Source organism: Brevundimonas viscosa (genome assembly GCF_900116065.1).
Classification (GTDB): domain Bacteria; phylum Pseudomonadota; class Alphaproteobacteria; order Caulobacterales; family Caulobacteraceae; genus Brevundimonas; species Brevundimonas viscosa.
On the sequence record NZ_FOZV01000001.1, the window covers coordinates 51,105 to 73,172 of the forward strand.

23 protein-coding genes are annotated in these 22,068 nt (G+C 72.5%); 16 read left to right on the top strand and 7 right to left on the bottom strand.

Going from position 1 to position 22,068, the window contains the following annotated elements:
* The first annotated feature begins 15 nt into the window (after nucleotides 1-15).
* Genes BM333_RS00195 through BM333_RS00215 form a run of 5 tightly spaced genes read left to right on the top strand, consistent with a single transcriptional unit; the run spans nucleotide 16 to nucleotide 6,434 of the window.
* Nucleotides 16-1,329, top strand: a complete 1,314-nt coding sequence (locus tag BM333_RS00195; protein WP_092306117.1) for an ammonium transporter — start codon at nucleotides 16-18, stop codon at nucleotides 1,327-1,329.
* Between the two features lie 33 nt (nucleotides 1,330-1,362).
* The gene (gene ligD, locus BM333_RS00200) at nucleotides 1,363-3,963 is read left to right on the top strand and encodes a DNA ligase D (RefSeq protein ID WP_092306118.1); all 2,601 of its coding nucleotides are present in this window, start codon (nucleotides 1,363-1,365) and stop codon (nucleotides 3,961-3,963) included.
* Nucleotides 3,964-4,018: 55 nt separating this feature from the next.
* On the top strand, nucleotides 4,019-5,053 hold the full coding sequence (locus tag BM333_RS00205; RefSeq protein WP_092306119.1) for a UbiA family prenyltransferase: 1,035 nt from the start codon (nucleotides 4,019-4,021) through the stop codon (nucleotides 5,051-5,053).
* Nucleotides 5,054-5,064: 11 nt separating this feature from the next.
* Nucleotides 5,065-5,907, top strand: a complete 843-nt coding sequence (locus BM333_RS00210; protein ID WP_092306120.1) for a DUF3298 and DUF4163 domain-containing protein — start codon at nucleotides 5,065-5,067, stop codon at nucleotides 5,905-5,907.
* Nucleotides 5,904-6,434, top strand: coding sequence for a hypothetical protein (locus BM333_RS00215; RefSeq protein WP_092306121.1), 531 nt, complete (start codon nucleotides 5,904-5,906; stop codon nucleotides 6,432-6,434). The genes BM333_RS00210 and BM333_RS00215 overlap by 4 nt, the downstream gene beginning before the upstream one ends.
* Here the strand turns inward: BM333_RS00215 and BM333_RS00220 are convergent.
* The 3 genes from BM333_RS00220 to BM333_RS00230 are packed head-to-tail and all read right to left on the bottom strand — an operon-like array spanning nucleotide 6,416 to nucleotide 7,993.
* On the bottom strand, nucleotides 6,416-7,363 hold the full coding sequence (locus tag BM333_RS00220; protein ID WP_092306122.1) for an alpha/beta fold hydrolase: 948 nt from the start codon (nucleotides 7,361-7,363) through the stop codon (nucleotides 6,416-6,418). The two genes, BM333_RS00215 and BM333_RS00220, sit on opposite strands and share 19 nt — an antisense overlap.
* 31 nt (nucleotides 7,364-7,394) lie before the next feature.
* A complete protein-coding gene (locus tag BM333_RS00225; RefSeq protein WP_092306123.1) occupies nucleotides 7,395-7,592 on the bottom strand; it encodes a helix-turn-helix transcriptional regulator in 198 nt (65 codons plus the stop codon).
* Nucleotides 7,589-7,993, bottom strand: a complete 405-nt coding sequence (locus tag BM333_RS00230) for a hypothetical protein (RefSeq protein WP_092306124.1) — start codon at nucleotides 7,991-7,993, stop codon at nucleotides 7,589-7,591. Before BM333_RS00230 ends, BM333_RS00225 begins: the two co-directional genes overlap by 4 nt.
* A 133-nt stretch (nucleotides 7,994-8,126) precedes the next feature.
* Here BM333_RS00230 and BM333_RS00235 point away from each other — a divergent pair, with 133 nt between their 5' ends.
* Entirely contained in the window at nucleotides 8,127-9,062 is a 936-nt protein-coding gene (locus BM333_RS00235) for a fatty acid desaturase family protein (RefSeq protein WP_092306125.1), read from the top strand.
* Entirely contained in the window at nucleotides 9,062-9,703 is a 642-nt protein-coding gene (locus BM333_RS00240; protein ID WP_218151408.1) for a class I SAM-dependent methyltransferase, read from the top strand. Before BM333_RS00235 ends, BM333_RS00240 begins: the two co-directional genes overlap by 1 nt.
* Here BM333_RS00240 and BM333_RS15820 read toward each other — a convergent pair.
* Together BM333_RS15820 and BM333_RS00245 are read right to left on the bottom strand one after the other, a co-directional pair.
* The gene (locus BM333_RS15820) at nucleotides 9,700-9,876 is read right to left on the bottom strand and encodes a hypothetical protein (protein ID WP_177221765.1); all 177 of its coding nucleotides are present in this window, start codon (nucleotides 9,874-9,876) and stop codon (nucleotides 9,700-9,702) included. The two genes, BM333_RS00240 and BM333_RS15820, sit on opposite strands and share 4 nt — an antisense overlap.
* A 12-nt stretch (nucleotides 9,877-9,888) precedes the next feature.
* A complete protein-coding gene (locus tag BM333_RS00245) occupies nucleotides 9,889-10,482 on the bottom strand; it encodes a type 1 glutamine amidotransferase domain-containing protein (RefSeq protein WP_092306127.1) in 594 nt (197 codons plus the stop codon).
* A gap of 106 nt (nucleotides 10,483-10,588) precedes the next feature.
* Here BM333_RS00245 and BM333_RS00250 point away from each other — a divergent pair, with 106 nt between their 5' ends.
* Both BM333_RS00250 and ypfJ read left to right on the top strand, forming a co-directional pair.
* Nucleotides 10,589-10,954, top strand: a complete 366-nt coding sequence (locus BM333_RS00250; protein WP_092306128.1) for a hypothetical protein — start codon at nucleotides 10,589-10,591, stop codon at nucleotides 10,952-10,954.
* A 66-nt stretch (nucleotides 10,955-11,020) separates the two neighbouring features.
* Nucleotides 11,021-11,869, top strand: coding sequence for a KPN_02809 family neutral zinc metallopeptidase (ypfJ, locus tag BM333_RS00255; RefSeq protein ID WP_092306129.1), 849 nt, complete (start codon nucleotides 11,021-11,023; stop codon nucleotides 11,867-11,869).
* On the opposite strand, the gene BM333_RS00260 is transcribed toward ypfJ, so the two are convergent.
* Together BM333_RS00260 and BM333_RS00265 are read right to left on the bottom strand one after the other, a co-directional pair.
* Nucleotides 11,870-12,829, bottom strand: a complete 960-nt coding sequence (locus BM333_RS00260) for an aspartyl protease family protein (RefSeq protein ID WP_245777093.1) — start codon at nucleotides 12,827-12,829, stop codon at nucleotides 11,870-11,872.
* A 209-nt stretch (nucleotides 12,830-13,038) separates the two neighbouring features.
* On the bottom strand, nucleotides 13,039-13,860 hold the full coding sequence (locus BM333_RS00265; protein WP_092306130.1) for an LD-carboxypeptidase: 822 nt from the start codon (nucleotides 13,858-13,860) through the stop codon (nucleotides 13,039-13,041).
* Between the two features lie 96 nt (nucleotides 13,861-13,956).
* Here BM333_RS00265 and BM333_RS00270 point away from each other — a divergent pair, with 96 nt between their 5' ends.
* The 7 genes from BM333_RS00270 to BM333_RS00300 all read left to right on the top strand — a co-directional run bounded on the left by BM333_RS00270 (nucleotide 13,957) and on the right by BM333_RS00300 (nucleotide 21,826).
* The gene (locus BM333_RS00270) at nucleotides 13,957-15,363 is read left to right on the top strand and encodes a glutamate ligase domain-containing protein (RefSeq protein WP_092306131.1); all 1,407 of its coding nucleotides are present in this window, start codon (nucleotides 13,957-13,959) and stop codon (nucleotides 15,361-15,363) included.
* A gap of 40 nt (nucleotides 15,364-15,403) precedes the next feature.
* Entirely contained in the window at nucleotides 15,404-17,419 is a 2,016-nt protein-coding gene (locus BM333_RS00275; protein WP_092306132.1) for a TonB-dependent receptor, read from the top strand.
* A gap of 45 nt (nucleotides 17,420-17,464) precedes the next feature.
* The gene (locus tag BM333_RS00280) at nucleotides 17,465-18,109 is read left to right on the top strand and encodes a PepSY-associated TM helix domain-containing protein (RefSeq protein WP_092306133.1); all 645 of its coding nucleotides are present in this window, start codon (nucleotides 17,465-17,467) and stop codon (nucleotides 18,107-18,109) included.
* An 8-nt stretch (nucleotides 18,110-18,117) separates the two neighbouring features.
* Nucleotides 18,118-18,630 carry a DUF2271 domain-containing protein gene (locus BM333_RS00285; protein WP_092306134.1) on the top strand — a complete coding sequence of 171 codons (513 nt, stop codon included), beginning with the start codon at nucleotides 18,118-18,120 and terminating at the stop codon, nucleotides 18,628-18,630.
* 12 nt (nucleotides 18,631-18,642) lie between these two features.
* Entirely contained in the window at nucleotides 18,643-19,443 is an 801-nt protein-coding gene (locus BM333_RS00290; protein ID WP_092306135.1) for a DUF4198 domain-containing protein, read from the top strand.
* Between the two features lie 95 nt (nucleotides 19,444-19,538).
* Nucleotides 19,539-20,459 (top strand): FAD:protein FMN transferase, encoded by a 921-nt coding sequence (locus BM333_RS00295; RefSeq protein ID WP_092306136.1) that lies wholly within the window; start codon nucleotides 19,539-19,541, stop codon nucleotides 20,457-20,459.
* The gene (locus tag BM333_RS00300) at nucleotides 20,456-21,826 is read left to right on the top strand and encodes a sulfite reductase subunit alpha (protein WP_092306137.1); all 1,371 of its coding nucleotides are present in this window, start codon (nucleotides 20,456-20,458) and stop codon (nucleotides 21,824-21,826) included. Before BM333_RS00295 ends, BM333_RS00300 begins: the two co-directional genes overlap by 4 nt.
* Nucleotides 21,827-22,068: the final 242 nt, after the last annotated feature.

Genomic DNA, 22,068 nt, shown 5'->3' on the forward strand with positions numbered 1-22,068 from the left:
CGAACGCGGAGCGCCATGCGCCGATCAGTCCTCCTTCTGCCTGTCCTCCTCGGCGCTGCGGCGGCGGGGCCCACGCCCGCGCTGGCCCTGCCGCTTCTGCCGCACCAGACGGCGCTGGATCTCGACGCCGCCGCCACCGCCTGGATCCTGACGTCCACCGCCCTGGTCCTGCTGATGACCCTGCCGGGTCTGGCGCTGTTCTACGGCGGCATGGTGCGGCGCAAGAACCTGATCGCGACCATCGCCCACGCCGCCGCCGCCATGGTCGTGGTCACGGTCCTCTGGTTCGTCGCCGGTTACAGCCTTGCGTTCGGCGCCGGTCCCGGCCCGGTCAACAGCGTGGTCGGCGGACTGCAGTCGGCGTTTCTCGATGGCGTCGGTCCCGCCACCGCCCACGCCCTCGCGCCCGGCCTGCCCGAGTTCCTCTGGATCGCCTACCAGCTGACCTTCGCCATCATCACCCCGGCCCTGATCGCCGGCGCCTTCGCCGAACGGATCAGGTTCCCGGCCGCCCTTCTGTTCTTCACCCTCTGGCACCTCGTGGTCTACGCGCCGATCTGTCACCAGGTCTGGGGCGGCGGCTGGATGGGATCGCTGGGCGTGCTCGACTTCGCCGGCGGGGCCGTGGTCCACGTCAACGCCGGTGTGGCGGGTCTGGTGGCCTGTCTCGTGCTCGGCCCCCGGCACGGCTTCGGCCGCGACAACATGGCCCCGCACAACCTCGCCCTGACCGCCATCGGGACCGGCCTGCTGCTGGTCGGCTGGCTCGGCTTCAACGCCGGCTCGGCCTGGGCGGCGGACGGGATCGCCGCACTGGCGGCCTTCAACACCCTGCTCGCCGCGGCCGCGGGGGCCCTCGGCTGGCTGGCGGTCGAGTGGATCGCCCGCCGTCGCCCGACCCTCCTTGGACTTCTCTCCGGCCTCGTCGCCGGCCTCGTCGGCGTCACGCCGGCGGCGGGGCTGGTGGACCCGAAGGGCGCCTGCCTTATCGGCCTGCTCTGCGGCCCCGCCTGCTACGCCGGCGTGACCTGGCTGAAGCGTTCGTTGAAGTACGACGACAGCCTCGACGCCTTCGGCGTCCACGGCGTCGGCGGCATCGTGGGCGCCATCCTGACCGGCGTCCTGGCCAGCGAGGCGGTCAACCCCGCCGCCGCCGGCGCCGACGTGCTGAAGCAGGTGATCGGCCTCGTCGCGGTCATGGCCTGGTCCGCCGTCGGCACCTTCCTGATCCTGATGGTCTGCCGCTTCACCACCGGCCTGCGGGTGACCCGGGAGGAGGAGATCGAGGGTCTCGACTACACCCAGCACGGCGAGACCGTTCATCCCTAGCAACGACGGCGCAGCTTGGGCGTTCGGGAACACATGGCGGCCAAGGGCGAACTCGACACCTACAAGAAGAAGCGGAACTTCTCCGCCACGCCCGAGCCCGCCGGGAAGAAGGGCCGCGCCCGCAAGTCCGGCCTGCGCTACCTGATCCAGCGCCACGCGGCGACGCGGCTGCACTTCGACTTCCGCATCGAGCTGGACGGCGTGCTGAAGTCCTGGGCGGTGACCAAGGCGCCGTCGCGCGACCCGGCGGTGAAGCGGCTGGCGGTGGAGGTCGAGGACCACCCGCTGGACTACGGCTCGTTCGAGGGGACCATCCCGGCGGGCAACTACGGCGCCGGCACGGTGCAGATGTGGGACGTTGGCGAGTGGGAGCCGCAGGAGGACGACCTCGACGCCGCCTTCGCCCGCGGCAACGTCAAGATGGTGCTCCACGGCGAGCGGCTCTCGGGCAAGTGGGCGCTCATCCGGCTCAAGGGCGACCGCGGCAAGCCGTCCAAACGCAACAACTGGCTGCTGATCAAGGAAAAGGACGCCTTCGCCGTGCCCGGCGAGGGCGACGCCAACATGGAGATCGACGCCTCGGTGACCACCGGCCGTTCGCTGGCCGAGATCGCGGAGGGGAAGAAGAGCTGGGGCTCACCGAAGAAGACGGACCGAAAGGCGCCGCCAAAGCCGAAGGCGCGGGCGGCGGTGACGGAGAAGTCCGCCAGGCCGCATGCCTTCGTGCCGATCCAGCTGTGCAAGGTGGCCGACTATCCGCCGCAGGGGAGCGGGTGGGCCCACGAGATCAAGTTCGACGGCTATCGCCTTCAGGTGGCGGCCGGCGGAGGGCGGGCCACCATCCGCACCCGCAAGGGGCTGGACTGGTCGACCAAGTTCCCCGAGCTGGCGGCCGACGCGGCGCAGTGGCCGGATGCGGTGATCGACGGCGAGCTGTGCGCCCTGGCCGAGAACCATATGCCGGACTTCTCGGCCCTGCAGGCGGCGATCTCGGACGGGAAGACCGGCGACCTGGTCTACTTCGCGTTCGACCTGCTCTTCGAAGGCCCCGAGGACCTGCGCAAGCTGCCCCTCTCGCACCGCAAGGCCCGCCTGCAGGCGTACATCGACCGCATTCCGAAGAAGGTGCGCGGGCGCATCCGCTACGTCGACCACTTCGCCACCACCGGCCAGGCCATCCTCGAGAGCGCCTGCCGCATGGACCTCGAAGGGGTCATCTCCAAGAAGCTGGACGCCGCCTACACCGACGGCCGCTCGACGACCTGGCTGAAATCCAAATGCCGCGGCCGCGACGAAGTGGTCATCGGCGGCTGGACCTCCGAGGGCGGCAGCCGCTTCCGCTCGCTGATCGTCGGGGTCAGGGACAAGGACGGGCTGCGCCACCTCGGCCGCGTCGGCACCGGCTACAACCAGACCCTGCTGAAGACCCTGCTGCCGGCCCTGAAGGCGGCCGAGACCGACCGTAGCCCCTTCGTCGGCAAGGGCGCGCCGAAGAAGACGCGCACCGCCGGCCAGACCACCCACTGGACGACGCCGACCCTCGTCGCCGAGATCGAGCACGGCGGCTACACCGACACCGGCTCGATCCGCCAGGCGGCCTTCAAGGGGCTGCGCGACGACAAGCCGGCCGCGGAGGTCACCGACCGACCCCAGGCGCCCGCCAGGGCGTCGAAGGAGAAGGGCGACCCCGCCGACCTGCCCGGCCTGACCGTCCCCGGCGAGAAGCCGCGCAAGGGCAAGCTGGTCGTGTCCGGGGTGACCATCTCCAACCCCGACAAGGTCCTCTGGCCCGCCGCCGACGGAAAGCCGGCGATCACCAAGGCGGAGCTGGTCCGCTACTACGAGATGGCGGCCGAGCGCATCCTGCCGCACGTCGCCGATCGGCCGGTGTCGATCATCCGCGCGCCCGAGGGCATCACCGGCGAGAAGTTCTTCCAGCGCCACGCCATGCCCGGCTCGAACCCGCGGCTGAAACTGATCGACGTGAAGGAGCGCAAGCCCTACGTCGGCGTCAGCGACGTCGGCGGCCTGGTGGCCATCGGCCAGTCGGGCGGGCTGGAACTGCATCCGTGGGGCTGCAAGCCGGACGATCCGGAGACGCCGGAGCAGGTCACCTTCGACCTCGACCCCGACGAGGGCCTCGACTTCGACGACGTCATCGACGCCGCGAAGATGGTGCGCAGGGAACTGGAGGGGCTGGGCCTGACGCCCTTCGTCAAGACCACCGGCGGCAAGGGACTGCACGTGGTCGTGCCCATCCGCGCCGACGCGAAGGCCCGTGTCGAGTGGGACCAGTGCAAGGCCTTCGCCAAGGAGGTGTCCGAGATCATGCGCCGGGCGCATCCGGACCGCTTCACCACCACCTTGGCCAAGAAGGCGCGCGGCGGAAAGATTTTCCTCGACTACCTGCGCAACGGCCGCATGGCGACGGCGGTCGCCCCCTGGTCCCCCCGCGCGCGCCCCGGCGCCGGAATCGCCTTCCCGCTGTCTTGGGGTCAGGTGAGGAAGGGGCTGGACCCGAAGGCCTACACGCTGCACGACGCCGCCGCCCTGCTCAGGAAGGCCGATCCCTGGAAGGACTTCCGCGCGGCCGAGGCGAACCTGCGGCCGGTGCTGAAGAAGCTGGAGCTCTGATTCCGGGCGGCGCCGGCGGTTGGAACGAGGCCCCCTCCCCGCTACAACCTCCGCCATGAGTTCCGCCCCCCTGCCCGACGCCGGCGCCAACTGGGTCGACCGGCATGCGCCGGAGGGGCTGAAGCCGTGGCTCAGGCTGGGCCGCTTCGACCGGCCGATCGGCATCTGGCTGCTGTTGCTGCCGGGCTGGCAGGGGATCGCCCTGGCGCTGGCGCAGTATCGCAAGGCGCCAGACCTCTACGACGCCTGGTTGTTCCTCGGCTTCGCCCTGGGAGCCTGCCTGATGCGCGCCGCCGGCTGCGCCTTCAACGACATCGTCGACCGCGACATCGACGCGAAGGTGGCGCGCACGGCCCTGCGGCCGATCCCCTCGGGCCGCATCTCGGTGAAGCAGGCTTGGGCCTTCGTCATTGGCTGTTCGCTCGTCAGCCTGCTGGTCCTGCTCACCCTGAACCGGACCGCCATCCTGCTCGGCGTCGCCTCCCTCGCCCTCGTCGCCGCCTACCCCTTCATGAAGCGCATCACCTGGTGGCCGCAGGCGTGGCTGGGGCTGACCTTCAACTGGGGCGCCCTGATGGGCTCCGCCGCCGCCCTGCCGCTGGCCGCCGCCGTCATCCTGGCGCCGGAACTGCGCGAGGAGTTGCGTCCCTTCTGGTGGCAGGCGCCGCCTGAGGGGAGCCACGCGCTGGCCATGGCGTGGCAGGCCTGGATCCCCGGCCTGCTTCTCTACCTCGGCGGCGTGTTCTGGACCCTCGGCTACGACACCATCTACGCCCTGCAGGACATAGAGGACGACGCCATGGTCGGGGTGAAGTCCTCGGCGCGGCGGCTGGGCGGGAGCGTCCGCTCCGGGGTCAGCCTGTTCTATTTCGTCGCCGCGGTCCTCGCCGGCGCGGCGGGCGCGACGGCCGGACTCGGGCCGCTGTTCTGGCTGACGCTGTCGCTCTACGCCCTGCACCTGCTGCGCCAGACCCGGCGGCTGCGGCCGGACGACCCCGCCCTCGCCCTGAGACTGTTCAGGTCTAACCGCGACGCGGGCCTCGTCCTGCTTCTCGCCATCATCCTCGGCGCCGTTACGCTTCCGCTGTGAAGGAGTTCCGCATGACCGCACCCGCCCGCCTGCTGCTGATCGCCGCCGCCGTCGCCGCGACGCTCGCCGCCTGCAACCGCGAGCGTGAGGCGGAACCCGCCCCCGCCGCGCGCGGCGCCGCCGCGACCGTCACCCCGGCCGACGCCGCGGCCCCGCTGAGGTTCGAGTCGAAGACGCCCTGGGCCGAGGTCGGCCTGACCCTGCCCGAGGGCTTGAAGCCCCAGCCGGATCTGCACGCCCGCCTCTACAGCGAGGAGGTGCGCAAGCTGCGCCAGTTCGTCGAGGGAGCCCAGGGCGAGCGCACCGAGGCCGGTTTCGACGAGTCGATGCCGCCGTACGCCAAGACCGTGGAGTACAGCGTCGCCGCAGAGACCGGAAAGCTGCTCAGCCTGAAGCGGGTCGACTACGACTACTCGGGCGGCGCCCATCCCAACACGCTCGCGACCGGGGTGCTGTGGGACAAGGCGCTGAAGCGCGAGATCGGGCTGGCTGACCTGTTCCGGAAGGGCGTGGACCTGACGGTGCTGGACCAGGCGCTCTGCTCGGCCGTCAACGCCGCCAAGCGCGCCCGCGTGCCGGACAGCGCCTCCCTGACCCTCGGCGGCGGCGAGTGGTCGTGTCCGCGGGCGGCGACCACGCCGTTCGTCCTCACCCGCGGCACGGTGCAGGGGAAGGCGGGCGGGCTGACCTTCCTGATCGGGCCCTACCAGGTCGGCCCCTATGCCGAGGGCGCCTACGAGATCGCCATCCCCTCCACAACTTTTCGTTCGCTGCTGGCTGTGTCATATATCGATGAATTCGGCGGCCAGCCGGTGAGGGCCGGGGACGTCACGCCGACTGGAGGTCGGACATGAAACTTCTCCTGCTGGCTGCGGCTGGACTGCTCGTGATCGCGGCGACGCCCGCCGCCGCGCAGATGCCTCCCTCGAGCGGAAGAATCGACGAAGGCCCGGGCAACAGCCGCCGGGACGTCCTCGGCAATCCGTCCGACGTCGGCCTGATGTCCACCACGCCCAGTCGGCTGCGCAGTTCGCGGCGCGAGTTGAACCGGGGCCGGACCACGCCCTTCGAGGTGAACATGTCGCGGCCGGAAACGCGCCGGGCCGCCGGCGAGCTTCTCGACCGCGCCGACATCCAGTGCGAGGTGGCCGACGCCCTGATCGTGGCCCGCACCCCCGATTTCACCCCGGTGATCGAGGTGGACTGCGTCGAGGGCGGCGGCCTGGTCATCGCCGATACGGTTCCGATCCAGGCCACCGACTGTCTCGACCTGGGGCTGACGGACGGGTCGGCCGGCCGCGAGGAAAGCCCCCTCGAAGGATGCCGGCTCCCGGGCAATGTGGCCACGGTGACCGCCGCGCGTCAGTCCGCCAGGAACTGATCCACCAGCCCGGCGAACCGGGCCGGCTGGTCGGCCATGATGAAGTGCCGGCTGCCGTCGACCCGGATCAGGCGCACGCCGGGCAGGCCGGCGTACTCGCGCGCCCAAAGGCCGTCGGCCATGCCCGCGGGCGCGCCGCCGTCGGCGTCCGCGGCGTAGATCGCCCACACCGGGGTGGACATGGTCGCGAGGCCCGGCCGCAGGTCGGTGGTCATCACGTCGCGCATCGCCGCCGCCATCGCCTGCCGGTCCGACGCCACCGACCACTCGAGCATGGCCGCCCGGGTCGCCTCGTTCCGGGCCATGGTGGCGTCGGTCTGCACCTGCCCCGCGCGGAAGGCGGCTTCGTCCATGCTCCGGATCGCGGCGGCCGTCTGTTCGGCGAACGGCCGCGCCGTCTCCACCGTCGCCGTCGGGCCGTACAGCGCGCTGAAGAACGGCAGGCTGTCGACGCTCATCACCCGCCCGACCCGCTCAGGATGGCGCTGCGCCAGCATCAGCCCGGTCAGCCCGCCCATCGAGTGGCCGACCACCGCCGGCCGCTCCAGACCCGCCTCGCGCACGTAGCGAGCCAGCTCGCCGATCATCGGCTCGAGGAAGGGCCCGTCACCGTGGCTCCACGGCTCTCCCGCGAAGCCGGCCAGCTGCACCAGATGCACCCGGTGCGAGGCCTTCAGCCGCTCGGCCTCGGCCCGCCACACCTCACGTGACGACGCGAAGCCGGGGATCAGGATCACGTCCGGACCGGAGCCGACCACCTCGACCGACAGCCGGTCCGAGACGAAGGCCGGGGCCGCGGCCTGCGCCCGGACGGGCGCCGCCAGGACGTCGGTGGCGAGGAGGGCGCCGCCCGCAGCAAGCCCGGCGGCGGAGGCGAACAGCAGGGCGCGCAGGGTGGAGCGCCCGACGAGGTGGCGGAGGTGCAGCATGGCGATGTCCTTGGGGTTGCGTCCGCGCCGATCAGGCGTGGGGATTCTCGAAGATGTCTTCCACCGGCCGGGCGAACAGCACGGCGATGCGGTAGGCGAGGTCCAGCGACGGGTCGTGCTTCTCGGTCTCGAGCGCGTTCACCGCCTGGCGGGAGACGCCCAGCGCCTGGCCGAGCTGCTCCTGGGTCCAGCCGCGCTCGACGCGCAGCAGCTTGAGGCGGTTTTTCATCGGCTGCTCCGCACGAACGGAGCGACCACGCCGAAGCAGGCCCAGAACAGCGGATAGATGATCCAGGCCGGCAGGTGATAGGCGCCGGCGTAGCTCTCGCCGAACCCCCAGACGCTGGCGATGGCCATGGCCAGCCCGGCCGCCAGCACGAACTGTTTGGCGATCAGGGCGCGGATGAACTCGTCGGACTCGTTCATCAGCGAAAGGGTCGCCCAGATCTGCCCGATCACCGGCGCAGAAACCGCCAGCGCCAGTCCCCAGGCGGCGGGCTTTCCGTAGATCTCGTCGAAGGCTCCGAACATGGCGGCGACGTTGATGGCGACGTACGGAGCCATGAAGGCGAAGGTGCGGATGACGTAGCGCCGGCCGGCCGGCGTGCCGTTCTTCCCGATGGCGTACATGACAAGTTCTCCTGACGCGATGTAATGCACACCTTACATTTGCCAGATGTCATGTCAACATGACTTTTTGCAAGGCTGGCCTGACATGCGGCGCCCCGCTTGCGAGCCTTGGCGCGGGGCGTATCCTTCGCCCATGCCCGCCGCGCCCCGCGCCCGTCCGTCCGACCTGTTCACGCCCGACACCTGGGCGCCGTTCCAGGCGCGGTCAGCGTGGGTCGGCCCGCTTCTGGTCGTCCACTGCTGGACCGTGATCGCCCTCGCCATCGCCGCCGGCGCGCTATGGCCGTGGCTGATCCCGCTCTGCATCGCCGTCGTCGGCACGCGCCAGCTGGGCCTCGCCATCCTGATGCACGAGGCGGCCCACGGCGGCCTGTCGCCGAATGCGAAGCTCAACGACTTCCTCGGCCACTGGCTGTGCGCCGTGCCGGTTGGAGCGTCCCTGCGGCTCTACCGCCCCTACCACCTCGGCCACCACAAATACGCCCAGCAGCCCGAGGACCCGGACCTCGTCCTCTCCGCCCCGTTTCCCGTCACCCGGGCCTCGCTGCGCCGCAAGATCATCCGCGACCTGACCGGCCAGACCTTCTTCAAGCAGCGGGTGCTGTTCCTCTTCCGGGCGTTCGCGAGCCAGCGGGACGAGGACATCGCCGAGGGCGCCGTCGTCACCGGCCGGTCCGTCGCGCCCTTCCTGCTGTTCAACCTCGGCCTGCTGGTCGGGCTCAGCCTGCTCGGTCTCTGGTGGGCGTACTTCGCGCTGTGGCTGCTGCCGCTGGCGACCTGGTTCCCGATGGTCACCCGGCTGAGGAACATCGCCGAGCACGCCTGCGTCGAGGGCTCGGCGACCGACCCCTTCCGCGCCGCCCGCACCACCCGCGCCTCGTGGTGGGAGCGCGCCTTCATCGCGCCCTACTGGGTCAACTTCCACGCCGAGCACCACCTGTTCATGCACGTGCCCTGCTGGAAGCTGCCCGCCCTGCACCGCGCCGTCCGCGCCACGCCGCAGGGCGCGCGCATGGAGGTGGCGGACGGCTACGTCGAGGTGCTGAAGACCGCCAGCGGCCGCGCGTGATCGCCGACCCCGCCGCCTTCATCGCCGCCAACACCCGGCTGCAGCCCGTGCCGCACGCGCCGGAGATCTCGCTGCACCTGGCCGACGAGGTGACGCCGATCTGGCGGCTGACCGAGGAGGAGCTGGGCGAGCTCGGCCTGCCGCCGCCCTTCTGGGCCTTCGCCTGGGCCGGCGGACAGGCGCTGGCGCGCTACCTGCTCGATCAGCCGCACGAGGTCGCCGGCAGGCGCGTGCTCGACTTCGCGGCCGGCTCCGGCCTGGTCGGGATCGCGGCCGTGAAGGCCGGCGCGGCGTCCGTCCTGTGCGCCGACATCGACCCCTTCTGCGCCGCCGCCGTCGCCGCCAACGCCGCCGCCAACGTGGTGGCGCTCGACTTCACCGCCGACGACCTGCTCGACGCCCCGCCGCCGGACGTCGACGTCATCTGCGCCGGCGACGTCTGCTACGAACGGCCGATGACCGAACGGGTGCTGGCGTGGCTGGCGCAGGCGAACGCGAACGGCGCCCGGGTGCTCATCGGCGACCCCGGGCGCACCTACTTTCCGCGCGACGGCCTGACCTTCCTCGCCGAATACCGCGTGCCGACGACGCGTGAGCTGGAGGACCAGGAGGTCAAGCGCTCCGCCGTCTGGGCCCTCTAGCGGTTCTCTTCGGCGTCCGGATCCGGCGAGACGGTGATCGGATCCTTCGCCGCGGCCTTGGGATCGGCGTCCATTTCGGCTTCCGCCGGCCGGCCCGTGCGGCGCGCGGCCTCCAGGTCCTCCTCGCGGCCGAAGCCCGGTTCGCCTTCGCGCACCTGCTGTTCCTCGTGCATGGTCATCCTCCTTCAGTGTGCCGTCGGTTGCGGGGTTTCGGCGGCCGCCCTGGCCTGCTCGCGGTGGCGGCCCTCGGCGAATTCCTCGATCATCTTCGCGTTGAAGGCCGGGATGTCGTCGGGGCAGCGGCTGGTCACCAGCCCCTCGTCGACCACCACCGCCTCGTTCACCACCGTGGCCCCGGCGTTCCTCAGGTCGGTGCGGATGGTGTGGTAGCCGGTCAGGGTGCGCCCCTCGGCCACGCCTGCCTCCACCAGCAGCCACGGCGCATGGCAGATCGCCGCCACCGGCTTGCCGGCGTCGAAGAAGGCGCGGACGAAGGCGACGGCGCTCTCGTCGCCGCGCAGCTGGTCGGGATTGGCCACGCCGCCGGGCAACAGCAGGGCGTCGTAGGCCGAGGCGTCGGCGTTCTTCAGGGACCGGTCGACGGGGATCTTCTGCGACGGCGTCAGGTGCTCGAAGCCCTGGATCTCGCCGTCCTTGGGCGACACCACCTCGACGGCCGCGCCCGCCGCCTTCAGCGCCTTCACCGGCTCCAGCAGTTCGATCTGTTCGACCCCGTCGGTGGCGAGGACGGCGACGGTCTTTCCGTTGAGACGGCTCATGGCGGCTCCTTGGTCTGTGATACGGGATGCTCTTGGACAACCGCTCGCGGCCGGTCGGGTTGCGGCTCCGCTTGGCGATCGAAGGTCGCAGGCGCATCTTTCCGGCATGACCCGCCTCCTCGCCCTCGCCGCCCTCCTCTGCGCCGCGCCGGCCGCGGCCCAGGTCCCGCCGCTCGACGCTTACCAGCGCCACCGCTGGCAGGCCGACCAGCACCGGCTGGAGATGGAGCGCCTGCGCGCCCGCGCCGACCAGCGCGAAGCTGAAGCCCGCCGGCAGGCGCTGGACAGCCGCCTGACCCGTCTGGAGATCGAGGCGCGCCGCCAGCCGGAGCCGTACCTTCCCGCCACGCCTCCGGCGCTGCGAACGCCGGAGGAGGAACGCGCCGCCCGGGAGGCCGCCGCGGCTCGGCGCCGGGCCGCTGCGGAGGGGGTCGGCCAGATCGACGCCTGGCTCGACCGGCGTCCGGACTGAAGCCCGCGCATCCCTTTCTGCCCTTGCTGCGTTCCGGCTTGGCTTCGGACCAGAGGGAGATCGTCGATGCGGTGGCAGGGCGGACGGCGCGGCGGCAACATCGAGGATCGCCGCGGCATGGGCGGCGTCGGTCTGGCCGGCGGCGGCATCGGCGCCCTGGTCATCGCCGCCATCGGCTACTTCGTCTTCGGCATCGACCCCTCGACCACGCAGCAGATCACCAGCCAGCTGGGCGGCGTCGGCGCGGCGCAGCAGGGCGAGCGCGGCACGCCGGAGGACGAGGCCGGGCTGTTCGTCGACGTCATCGGGGCCAATGTCGACGACGTCTGGTCACAGCACCTGCAGGGCTACCGCCCGCCAACGGTGGTGCTCTACGAGCAGGGCACCTCGACCGGCTGCGGCTTCGGCCAGTCGGCCATGGGCCCGTTCTACTGCCCGACCGACCAGCGCGTGTATCTCGACCTGTCCTTCTGGCGGCAGATGGAGACGCAACTGGGGGCCTCCAGCGCCGACTTCGCGCGCGCCTATGTCATCGCCCACGAGTACGGCCACCACGTGCAGACCCTGACCGGCGCCTCGCAGCAGGTGCGGCGCGCCCAACAGGCCGCCGGCAGCGAGGCCGAGGCCAACCGCTATTCGGTGGCGCTGGAGCTGCAGGCCGACTGCTACGCTGGCGTCTGGGCCGCCAACGCCGCCGCGGTCTCCAATGGTCAGGTGGCGCTGACCGCCGGCGATCTCGAAGAGGGCCTGCGCACCGCCTCGGCCATCGGCGACGATGCGCTGCAGCGCCGCCAGGGCGGGCGGGTCGTGCCGGAAGGCTTCACCCACGGCTCCTCGGCCCAGCGCCAGGAGTGGCTGAGGCGCGGCTACCAGACCGGCGACCCCGCCGCCTGCGACACCTTCGCCGCCCTGTAATCAGCCGACCGTCAGGTCGAGCGGCCGCGAGATCAGCAGTTGTCCGCGTCCGAGGTCCAAGGCGGCGCGGCGGCCGGCGAACGCCCCCATGCCCACCAGCCCGCCGGGGAAGTTCGGCAGCGGCGGCTGGTCGAACACTCCCACAGCCACGCCGCGATACAGGTGGTCCGCGAAGGTGACGGTCTGCGCCTCGACCACCAGCGATTCGACCATGCCGCCCAGCACCAGGCTGACCCCTGTCTCCGTCTGCCGCCCGTCCAGAAGTCCCGCGCCGGCAGCGGCCTCCCGGCTGAGGCCCAGCAGGGCGGAGGCTCCGGTGTCGACCACCGCCTCGACGAGCGTGCCCTCCACCGTCACCTCGGCGAACAGGGCCGTGCCCGATCGCCGCACCGGCGTCGGCGCCAGTTGGGGCGGCGGAACGAAGGCGGCGCGGTCGATCAGCCGCACCTGCCGCCGCGCCGGATCGAGGGCCAGCACCGCCTCGCCCAGCACGTCCTGGCCGATGATCAGGGGGGTGCGCAGCCCGTCCTCGGCGGCCAGCGGGCCGAGGTCGAGGATGGCGGCGCGAAGCCCGCGCACCGTCAGTCCCGGCAGGGCGAGCTCCAGCGTGGTCCCGCGCCCCATCTGCGCGCCCCCGCCGACGCCGTAGGCGACCAGCGGCATGTCGAAGATCGAGCGCTCCGCCGGCGGAAGCTGCTCGAACAGGCCGCGGTGGATCACCGAATACTGGGCCCCGCTGTCGATCAGCGCCGCCACCGTCCGTCCGCCCAGAGTCACCGGCACGGTCGGGGCCGCCGAGCGCCGGCCGTAGCGCATCCACGCGGTGGCGCCTCCGGGGCCGAAGGCCAGTTCGGGCGCCGGCCAGACCAGGTTCTCGCGCACCCACCAGGCCCCGCCGGCGACGGCGGCCAGGCTGGCGGCGCGGATCAGAAGGCTGCGGCGGTTCATCCCGGCGAACATGGCGCGTGGCCTGCGTCGGCGCCAGTCGCCGGCGGGGTCGACGGCCGGCCGGCGCCCCCCGACGCCGGCCGGTCCGTCCGCGAGCCCCCATCCCCGAAAGGCGTCGCGCGGCCCTGCGCATGGGGCCGTCCACACATATCCAGCGCCCCCGCAACGCCGCTGTCGACCGCATTCTCCGCCGGCGCGAACGGCCGCCGCCGAGGCGGCGCTCAGCGCGGGCCGAACGGCACCACCTTGTTGTCGCCGTCGTGGCCGATGTCCGCGGAACCGAGGAAGGGGATGCCGGTCCTCTGGCACCAGTAGCGGACGATCTGCTCCGGGCTGAGGCCAAACTCGGGATCGTTGGGGGTGATGTCCGAGACCCGCCCCAGCCGTATGCCGGCGACGTTCCGCATCCCCGGCTGGGCGGTCAGGTGGAACATCATCCGGTCGACCCGGTACAGCGCCTCCGACACCTCCTCCAGCATGACCACATGCCCGCTCAGGTCCGGCTCGAGGTAGGTGCCCATCAACTGGTCGAGGATGGTCAGATTGAAGGCCGCGGCGGGTCGGGGGTCGTCGTGCAGGGAGGGCTCCCACGAAGCCGGATCGCCGGTCTTCAGCCAGTTCAGGGCCCGCCACGCCGTCGCGTCGCGCCGCACCGCGTCCGAGGCCATCGGCCCGTGCGCCACGTGCGGAAACCCGGCCCTGTACAGCCCGGCCAGCAGGCTGCCGGCGTCGGAATAGCCGAGATAGCGCTTCTTGCGCGCCGTCTCCGTCAGCTGCGGCAACACCGCCTCGGCGATGCGGCACGAGCCGTAGCCGCCCCGCGCGAACCAGATCGCGTCCAGCCGCGGGTCGTTGGCGAACTCCACGAAGGCCCGCGCCCGGCTGGCGTCGTCGCCGCCGAAATGGCCGTGCTTGCCGAAGCTGGCCGGGTGGAACACCACCTTCACCGAGCCGTCCGGCACGTTCGTCGCGAACCACGCCTCGACGGCCTCCCCGCGCTCGCGGCTGAAGCGCGAACTGGCGTTGACGATGCCGATCTTCAAGACGCGCCCCCGGGACTGTGCGCGTCCTTCATAGAGCGCCTCGCCCGCGCGAACCAATCCCTTCCCCTCGACCCGTTCGGCCTCTACTCAGCGGCCATGGCGAACGACTACTTCTTCTGCGGCGTCGGCGGCTCGGGCATGCTGCCGCTGGCGATGATCGTGCAGGCGCAAGGGAACCGCATCGCAGGCTCCGATCGCTCGCGCGACCAGGGCCGGACGCCGGAGAAGTTCGCGTGGCTCGAGGCGCATGGGGTGACCCTGCACCCGCAGGATGGCTCGGGGGTGACCCGTCCGGAGCAGATCGTCGTCGCCACGGGCGCGGTCGAGGACACGGTGCCCGACATCGGCGCCGCCCGTCGCGCCGGGGCGCGCATCGTCACCCGTCCCGAACTGCTCAGCCAGCTGTTCAACGCCGCCCCGACCTCGATCGGCGTGGCCGGCACCTCGGGCAAGTCGACCATCACCGGCATGATCGCCTGGATGCTGCATCGGGCCAGCCGCGCGCCGACGGTCATGAACGGGGCGGTGATGAAGAATTTCGCCGACGCCGACCACCCCTTCGCCAGCGCCCTCGTCGGCGGCCCCGACCTGTTCGTCTCCGAGGTCGACGAGTCCGACGGTTCCATCGCCCGCTACGACCCGACCGTGGCCGTGGTCTCCAACATCTCGCTGGACCACAAGTCGATGGAGGAGCTGCGCGACCTGTTCGGGGGCTTCACAGCCCGGGCCCGCACGGCGGTGCTCAACCTCGACAACCCCGAGACGGCGGCGCTGGCGCAGCGCATGGTCGAGACCGGCCGCGGCGACGCCGTGCTGACCTTCGCGCTCGGGAACGACGCCGCCGACCTCGCCGCCCACGACCTTGAGCCGCTGGCGACGGGCATCCGGTTTGAGCTGGCCGAGCGCGCCTCCGGCGCCCGCCGCCCCGTCACTCTCGCGGTGCCCGGCGCCCACAACGTCGCCAATGCGCTGGCCGCCCTCGCCGCCGTGCGCGCCCTCGACGTGCCCCTGGACGAGGCGGTCGCCGCGCTGGAGACCTTCGCCGGCATCCGCCGCCGGATGGAGACGGTCGGGGCGGCGAACGGCGTCGCCGTCATCGACGACTTCGCCCACAACCCCGACAAGATCGCCGCCACCCTCAAGACCCTGCACGCTTTCGACGGCCGCCTGCTGGTGCTGTTCCAGCCGCACGGCTTCGGCCCGCTGAAGCTGATGAAGCGCGAGTTCATCGAAGGCTTCGCCGGCCTGCTGCGGCCCGACGACGTGCTGCTGATGCCGGAGCCGGTCTACTACGGCGGGACCACCGACCGCTCGGTCAGTTCCGGCGACATCGCCGAGGGCGTCCGCGCCGCCGGCCGCCAGGCCGAGGCCCTGCCCACCCGCGAGGCCTGCGGCGACCGCCTTGTCGAGCTCGCCCGCCCCGGCGACCGCATCGTGATCATGGGCGCGCGCGACGACACCCTCTCGACCTTCGCCGCCGATCTTCTGGCGCGGCTGGGCTGATCCGGGCAACCGTTCGAGCGGAGAGGTATTGTAGCGCTTCATGCTCCAGCTTCCCCCGCCCCCCGAACTGCCCGAGGTCGTCGTCACCGGCGCCCGGCTGCCGCCCGCCGCCTCCGAGGCCGCCTTCTCCGTCATCCGGCTCGACGGAACGGACCTGCGCGACCAGCCGCGGCTGGACGAGGCCCTCGCCTCCGTGCCGGCCGTCTCCCTGTTCCGCCGGACGTCCAGCCTTGCGGCCAACCCGACCACCCAGGGCATATCGCTGCGCGCCATCGCCCCGTCAGGCGCCGGCCGGGCCCTGGTCACCCTGGACGGCGTGCCGCTCAACGATCCCTTCGGCGGCTGGGTGATCTGGTCCCAGGTCCCGACCGAAAGCCTGTCCGGCCTCGACATCGTCCGCGGCGCCGGAGCGGGTCCTTACGGCGCGGGCGCCCTGACCGGCGTCATCCAGCTGCGCGAGCGCGATGCGGGCTGGACCGTCGACGGCTCCGTCGCGGAGCGCGGCGGGGCCCGCCTGGCCGCGTCGGGCGCGACCGATCTCGGCCCCGCCCGCCTGGTCGGGTCGACCCTCTACGAAACCAGCGACGGCTACGTCCCGGTGCGCGGCCCGGCCGCCGGCGCCGCCGACGCGCCGCTGGATCTCGAGGTCAGGAGCGCCGCCCTGCGCGCCGACCTGCCGGCGGGGCCGGCGACGGTGTCCCTGCGCGCCGCCGCCTTCGAGGAGGACCGCGGCTCCGGCGTAGAGAACTCCCGCGCCCGCGCCAGCGGCAACGTCCTGTCTGCGACCGCCGCGGCCGCACCGGACGGCGACCGTCCCGGCTGGCGGCTGCAGCTCTGGCGGCGCGAGAGCGACCTCGAGAACGTCTTCGTGGCCCTCGCCGACGACCGCTCCAGCGCCACCCCGGCCAACCACCAGTTCGAGACCCCGGCCGTCGGCTGGGGCGCCAATGCGGCCCTGCGGCGGGTCATCGTCAGCGGCATCGCCCGCGTCGAGTGGGAGCTCGGCGCCGACGCCCGCGTGTTCGAGGGCGAGACCCGCGAGCGGTTCCGCAATCTCGGGGCCGGCTTCACCCGCGGCCGCGTCGCCGGCGGCGAGAGCTCGGTGGCCGGCCTCTACGCCGAAGGCTCGTGGAGCTCGGGACCATGGCTGGTCGCCGGCGGCCTGCGCGCCGACCGCTGGGCGAACCGCGACGGTTTGCGCCGGGAGTTCGACCTCGCCACCGGCGCGCCGACCCTGGACGAGACCGACCCCGACCGCTCGGGCGAGGTGGTCAGCGCCCGCCTCGCCGCCCGTCGCGAGCTCGGCGGCGGCCACGCGCTTCGCGCCGCCGCCTATTCCGGCTTCCGGCCCGCCACCCTGAACGAGCTGCACCGCCCCTTCCGCGTCGGCAATGACATCACCGAGGCCAACGCGGCGCTCGAGCCCGAGCGGCTCAGCGGGATCGAGGCCGGCTGGAGCTGGACCGGGGAGCGCGCGTCGATCTCCGCCACCGTGTTCCGCAACGAGATCGAGGACGCCATCGTCAACGTCACGATCGCCGAGGGGCCGGGGACCTTCCCCCGCGCCGGCTTCGTCCCCGCCGGCGGGGTGCTGCGCCAGCGCCGGAATGCGGGAACCATCGCCGCGACCGGCATAGAGGTCGACGGCCGCCTCGAGCTGACCGAGGACGTGTCGCTGCGCGCCGCCGCCGCCTTCACCGACGCCGAGGTGGACGGTGGAGCCTCCGCCCCGCAGCTGACCGGCCTGCGGCCGGCCCAGGCGCCGCGCTGGACCGCCGTGGCCGGACTCGACTGGCGGGCGACCCGACGGCTCGCCCTGGCCGCCGACCTCCGCTGGGAGAGCGACCGCTACGAGGACGATCTCAACAGCCGCGTACTGGAGGGCGCCGTCACCGCGGCCGTGCGCGCGGACTGGGCTGTGCGTCCCGGCGTCGACCTCTATCTCGCCGCCGACAACCTGTTCGACGAGGCGGTGGAGGTGGCCGAGACCGGAACCGGCGTGGCCGGCTACGGACCACCGCGGACCGTCCGGGTGGGGCTCCGCCTCTCGCGCTGATCAAGGGATATTGCAAATCGTTCGCAGGTTCGGCACAAGCCGGACGTGACCGCCGCCGCCCCGAGACCGAAAGCCGCCCTGAACGCCCGCCGGTCGTTCTGGCTGAAGCAACTGCACCAGTGGCACTGGATCTCGGCGGCTGTCAGCCTCGCCGGGCTGCTGCTGTTCGCGATCACCGGGATCACCCTCAACCACGCCGCGCAGATTCCGGCGAAGCCGGTGGTGGTCGAAACCACCGCGGAGTTGCCCGCGCCCCTGCTCGCGCGCCTCGCCGCCTTCCCGGAAGAGACCACCGATCCCGCGCCGGACGCCGTCGCCCGCTGGGCCGCCGAGGCCCTCGACGTCCAGATCGCCGGCCGCCCCACCGAGACGACCGCCGACGAGATCTACGTCGCCCTCCCTGAGCCCGGCGGCGACGGCTGGCTGACCCTCGACCGCGCCACCGGCGAGGCCCTGCGCGAGCGCACCACCCGCGGCTGGGTCGCCTGGGCCAACGACCTGCACAAGGGCCGCAACACCGGACCGGTCTGGTACTGGTTCATTGACCTCTTCGCCGTGGCCTGCGTGGTCTTCGCCCTCACCGGCTTCGCCCTGGCCTGGATGCACGCCCGCCAGCGGCCCTCGACCTGGCCGCTGCTGGGGCTCGGCGTCCTGGTCCCCGTCATCATCGCCCTGCTGTTCATTCACTGAGGCCGTTCATGCGTCAGCTATCCCTCGCCCTAGTCTCCGTCGCCGCCGGCGCCGCCGCCACGCCCGCCCTGGCCGCCGACCTCAGCGTCTCCGTCACCGTCCCGCGGCTCAACGTCGCCGCCTACCATCGGCCTTACGTCGCCGTGTGGATCGAGCGGCCTGACAACACCGCCGTGCGCACCCTCGCGGTCTGGTACCAGCAGACCGCCAACCGCGAAGGCGACGGCAAGGACTGGCTGAAGGACATGCGCACATGGTGGCGGCGCGGCGGCCGGTCGATGATCCTGCCCGCCGATGGCGTCTCCAGCGCCACCAAGGCCCCCGGAACGCACACCATCCGTGTCCCCGGCGCGCGGCTGTCGAACCTGCCCGCCGGCGACTACGTCATGGTCGTCGAGGCCGCCCGGGAGCTGGGCGGCCGCGAGGTGGTGCGCGTGCCCTTCCGCTGGGGCGCGCCGAACACCGGCCGCGTCGCCGGCTCCACCGAACTCGGCGCCGTCTCCGTCTCCGTCACCCGCTAGAGGAAGCCCGCCATGAAGAAGTCCCTCGCCCTCGTCGCGGCCCTCGCCGCCCTGGCCATCCCGATGTCGGCCCAGGCCCACCGCGCCTGGCTGGCCCCGACCTCGACCGTCCTCTCCGGCGACAGCGCCTGGGTCGGCTTCGACGCCGGCATGTCGAACGGCGTCTTCATTCCCGATCACGCCCCGATGAATCTGGCAGGCCTGATCGTCACCGCCCCCGACGGAGCGACGCTCCAGCCCGAGAACCTGCACCGCGCCCGCTACCGCTCCAGCTTCGACCTGCACCTGACGCAACCCGGCACGTACAAGGTCGCCAACGTCATGAGCGGCGTCATGGCGACGTACACCGAGAACGGCGAGCAGAAGCGCTGGCGCGGCCAGGCGTCGGAGTTCCCGGGCGCCCTCCCCGCCGGCGCCACGGACGTGGTCGCCACCCGCACCTCCAACCGCATCGAAACCTTCGTCACCCTCGGCGCGCCGACCGATACCGTGTTCGCTGAGCCGGCCGACGGCCTGGTGATGATCCCGGTCACCCACCCGAACGACCTCGTCGCCGGCGAGCCGGCCACCTTCAGGCTCTCCAACGAGGGCGTCGCCGCCAGCGGCGTGCAGGTGACCATCGCCCGCGGCGGCACGCGCTACCGCGACAACCCGGAAGAGATGACCGTCACGACCGGCGCCGACGGCTCCTTCACGGTCACCTGGCCGGAGCCCGGCATGTACTGGCTGAACGCCTCGGTGCGCGCCCCGGCGCAGGGTGACGCAATGGCCTCGAACGCCCAGTACGTGGCGGTGCTGGAAGTCCTCCCCTGACCGCCCCGGCTGACAACCGCGTCCTGATCCCGACCCACGGGCGAGCCCCTTCGGCCCCGCCCGGGGGGTCGATTGTCGACCTGTCCGGCCAGACCATGGGTACGGGATGGGGCGTGCGGATCGTCCCGCCGCCCGGGTTGGATGTCGTGGCGACGCAGGCGGCGATCGAGGACGAGCTGGCCCGCCTCGTCGGCCTGTTCAGCCACTGGGACCCACGCGCAGAGCTGGCCCGCTTCAACGGCGCGCCGCCCGGCTTCTACGCCGTGTCCGAGCCCTTCTGGACCCTGCTCAACGCCGCGCTGGACCTCGCGGACGACACCGACGGCGCGGTCGATCCGACGCTGGGCGCGCTGGTCGAACTGTGGGGTTTCGGCCCGCCCGGCCGCCGTGCCGCCGGCGACCTGCCATCCGACGACGAGGTCGCGGCCGCGCTCGCCGTCTCCGGCTGGAAAGGTCTGCGATTGAACCGCGCCATGCGCGCGGTGCAGCAGGTCGGCGGCATGAAGCTGGACCTCTCCGGCCTCGCCAAGGGACACGCCGTCGACCGCCTCTCCGACCTCCTCGCCGACCTCGGCGCGACCCACCATCTCGTCGAGATCGGCGGCGAACTGCGCGGCCGCGGCGTCAAGCCGGACGGCCAGCCGTGGTGGGTGGAGCTGCAGCAGGCTCCCGGGGCGCCGGCTCCGCGCACCCTCGTCGCCCTCTTAGACCTCGCCGTCGCCACCTCCGGCGACTGGATCCGCGGCTTCGACCACGACGGCCGACGCTACGGCCACACCATCGACGGCCGCACCGGGCGGCCGCTCGACAACGGCGTCGCTTCGGTGACGGTGCTGGCCGACGCCGCCATGACCGCCGACGCCATGGCCACCGCGCTCGCTGTCATGGGACCCGTCGAGGGGCCTGCCTATGCCGACGCGATGAACCTCGCCGCCGCCTTCGTGGTGCGGGGCGACTCCGGCCTGACCGAGATCGTCACCCCCGCCTTCCAGTCGATGCTCGACGAGGCCGCGTGACGTCCGATCCGGTGCGCTGGCTGTGGGCGGGGGCCGCGGTCGCCCTGTGGCTGCTGTCGATCGCCGCCGTCGCTTTCGTCCGGGCTCGCGCTCGCCGCCGCGCCGCCGCCCGCGCCCAGGGCTTCGTCGGGGAGACCGGCGTCGAGGCCGTCCTGGTCGCCTTCGCCAGCCAGACCGGGCTGGGCGAGCAGCTGGCGTGGATGACCGCCGACGCCCTGTCGCGAGCCGGAACGCCGGTCCGTGTCGCCGCGCTCGGCGACCTCGATCCGGCCGCGTTGAAGACCGCCGGTCGGGTGCTGATCGTCGCCGCCACCACCGGCGAGGGCGACGCCCCGGACAGCCTCTCCCGCTTCGTGCGCCGGCACATGGCCGCCCCCGCCGACCTCGCCGGCCTGCGCTACGCCGTCCTGGCGCTCGGCGACCGCTCCTACGCTCAGTTCTGCGGCTTCGGCCGGGCGCTGGACGCCTGGCTGCGCCGGTCCGGCGCCGAACCCCTGTTCGACCGGGTCGAGGTCGACGACGGCGACGCCGGCGCCGTCCGCCACTGGCAGCATCAGCTGGCCCCCCTCGCGGGCGCCCCGGTCGCCGCCGACTGGGCCCCGGCCGCCTTCGACCGCTGGCGGCTGGCCGGGCGCACCCGGCTGAACCCGGGCAGCCCCGGCGGCGGGGCCTGGCTGCTGGCCTTCGAACCCGTCGGACACGTCCCCGACTGGCAGGCCGGCGACATCGCCGAGATCGGCCTGCCGCCTCTCGACGGTGCCGCCCGGGCCAGCCGCGAATACTCGGTCGCCTCCCTCCCCGCCGACGGCCGCGTCGAGCTCATCGTCCGCCGGGTGGTGCGCGACGACGGCTCCCCCGGCCTCGCCTCCGGCTGGCTGACCGACGGCCTGGCGGTCGGCGACGAGGTCGACATGCGGCTGCGGACCAACCGCAGCTTCCACGGCCCGGAAACGGAGACGCCGATCGTGCTCATCGGCGCCGGCACCGGCCTCGCCGGCCTCCGCGGCCACCTGCGCGCCCGGCCGGAGGGCGGCCACGGCGGCGCCTGGCTGATGTGGGGCGAGCGCAGCCGCGCCCATGACGCCTGGCTGGACGCCGAGCTGCAGGCCGCCCTCAGCTCGGGGCGGCTGACCCGTCTGGATCGCGTGTTCTCGCGCGAGCCGGGCGACGGCCGCTACGTCCAGGCGCTCATTGAGGAACACGCCGGCGAATTGCGGGGCTGGATCGACCGGGGCGCCAGCGTGCTCGTGTGTGGCAGCCTCGAGGGCATGTCGACCGGGGTGCACGCGGCGCTGGAGGCCGCCCTGGGGGCCGACCGGGTGCTGGAGCTGCTGGAGACGGGGCGCTACCGCCGCGACGTGTACTGACCCGAATGCTCCGCCGGGGGCGGCGGGCGTCGCCGCGACGGGACGATCCGATGGGCGGCTATGGGTGGGCAGCGTACGCACCCAATGTCTGAACGGCGTCTCTACGCCTGGAACAGACATTCGGCCCGCGGCGAGAACCAGTCCACACCTCTCAGCTGGCAGCGAAAGCCTGCACTTCGCTCTGCATGGAGTGCATGTTGATCGATCACCGGCAAATGCCGCCGCAACCACTTGACCGCCTA

Bases quoted from the DNA above. Each gene is read 5' to 3' on its own strand.
- BM333_RS00275 (WP_092306132.1), top strand. From the start codon at position 15,404: ATGCTCCAGCTTCCCCCGCCCCCCGAACTGCCCGAGGTCGTCGTCACC.
- BM333_RS00195 (WP_092306117.1), top strand. From the start codon at position 16: ATGCGCCGATCAGTCCTCCTTCTGCCTGTCCTCCTCGGCGCTGCGGCG.
- BM333_RS00290 (WP_092306135.1), top strand. From the start codon at position 18,643: ATGAAGAAGTCCCTCGCCCTCGTCGCGGCCCTCGCCGCCCTGGCCATC.
- BM333_RS00230 (WP_092306124.1), bottom strand. From the start codon at position 7,993: ATGTACGCCATCGGGAAGAACGGCACGCCGGCCGGCCGGCGCTACGTC.
- BM333_RS00285 (WP_092306134.1), top strand. From the start codon at position 18,118: ATGCGTCAGCTATCCCTCGCCCTAGTCTCCGTCGCCGCCGGCGCCGCC.
- ligD (WP_092306118.1), top strand. From the start codon at position 1,363: ATGGCGGCCAAGGGCGAACTCGACACCTACAAGAAGAAGCGGAACTTC.
- BM333_RS00235 (WP_092306125.1), top strand. From the start codon at position 8,127: ATGCCCGCCGCGCCCCGCGCCCGTCCGTCCGACCTGTTCACGCCCGAC.
- BM333_RS00245 (WP_092306127.1), bottom strand. From the start codon at position 10,482: ATGAGCCGTCTCAACGGAAAGACCGTCGCCGTCCTCGCCACCGACGGG.
- BM333_RS00205 (WP_092306119.1), top strand. From the start codon at position 4,019: ATGAGTTCCGCCCCCCTGCCCGACGCCGGCGCCAACTGGGTCGACCGG.
- ypfJ (WP_092306129.1), top strand. From the start codon at position 11,021: ATGCGGTGGCAGGGCGGACGGCGCGGCGGCAACATCGAGGATCGCCGC.
- BM333_RS00220 (WP_092306122.1), bottom strand. From the start codon at position 7,363: ATGCTGCACCTCCGCCACCTCGTCGGGCGCTCCACCCTGCGCGCCCTG.
- BM333_RS00215 (WP_092306121.1), top strand. From the start codon at position 5,904: ATGAAACTTCTCCTGCTGGCTGCGGCTGGACTGCTCGTGATCGCGGCG.
- BM333_RS15820 (WP_177221765.1), bottom strand. From the start codon at position 9,876: ATGCACGAGGAACAGCAGGTGCGCGAAGGCGAACCGGGCTTCGGCCGC.
- BM333_RS00210 (WP_092306120.1), top strand. From the start codon at position 5,065: ATGACCGCACCCGCCCGCCTGCTGCTGATCGCCGCCGCCGTCGCCGCG.
- BM333_RS00295 (WP_092306136.1), top strand. From the start codon at position 19,539: ATGGGTACGGGATGGGGCGTGCGGATCGTCCCGCCGCCCGGGTTGGAT.
- BM333_RS00260 (WP_245777093.1), bottom strand. From the start codon at position 12,829: ATGTTCGCCGGGATGAACCGCCGCAGCCTTCTGATCCGCGCCGCCAGC.
- BM333_RS00225 (WP_092306123.1), bottom strand. From the start codon at position 7,592: ATGAAAAACCGCCTCAAGCTGCTGCGCGTCGAGCGCGGCTGGACCCAG.
- BM333_RS00270 (WP_092306131.1), top strand. From the start codon at position 13,957: ATGGCGAACGACTACTTCTTCTGCGGCGTCGGCGGCTCGGGCATGCTG.
- BM333_RS00250 (WP_092306128.1), top strand. From the start codon at position 10,589: ATGACCCGCCTCCTCGCCCTCGCCGCCCTCCTCTGCGCCGCGCCGGCC.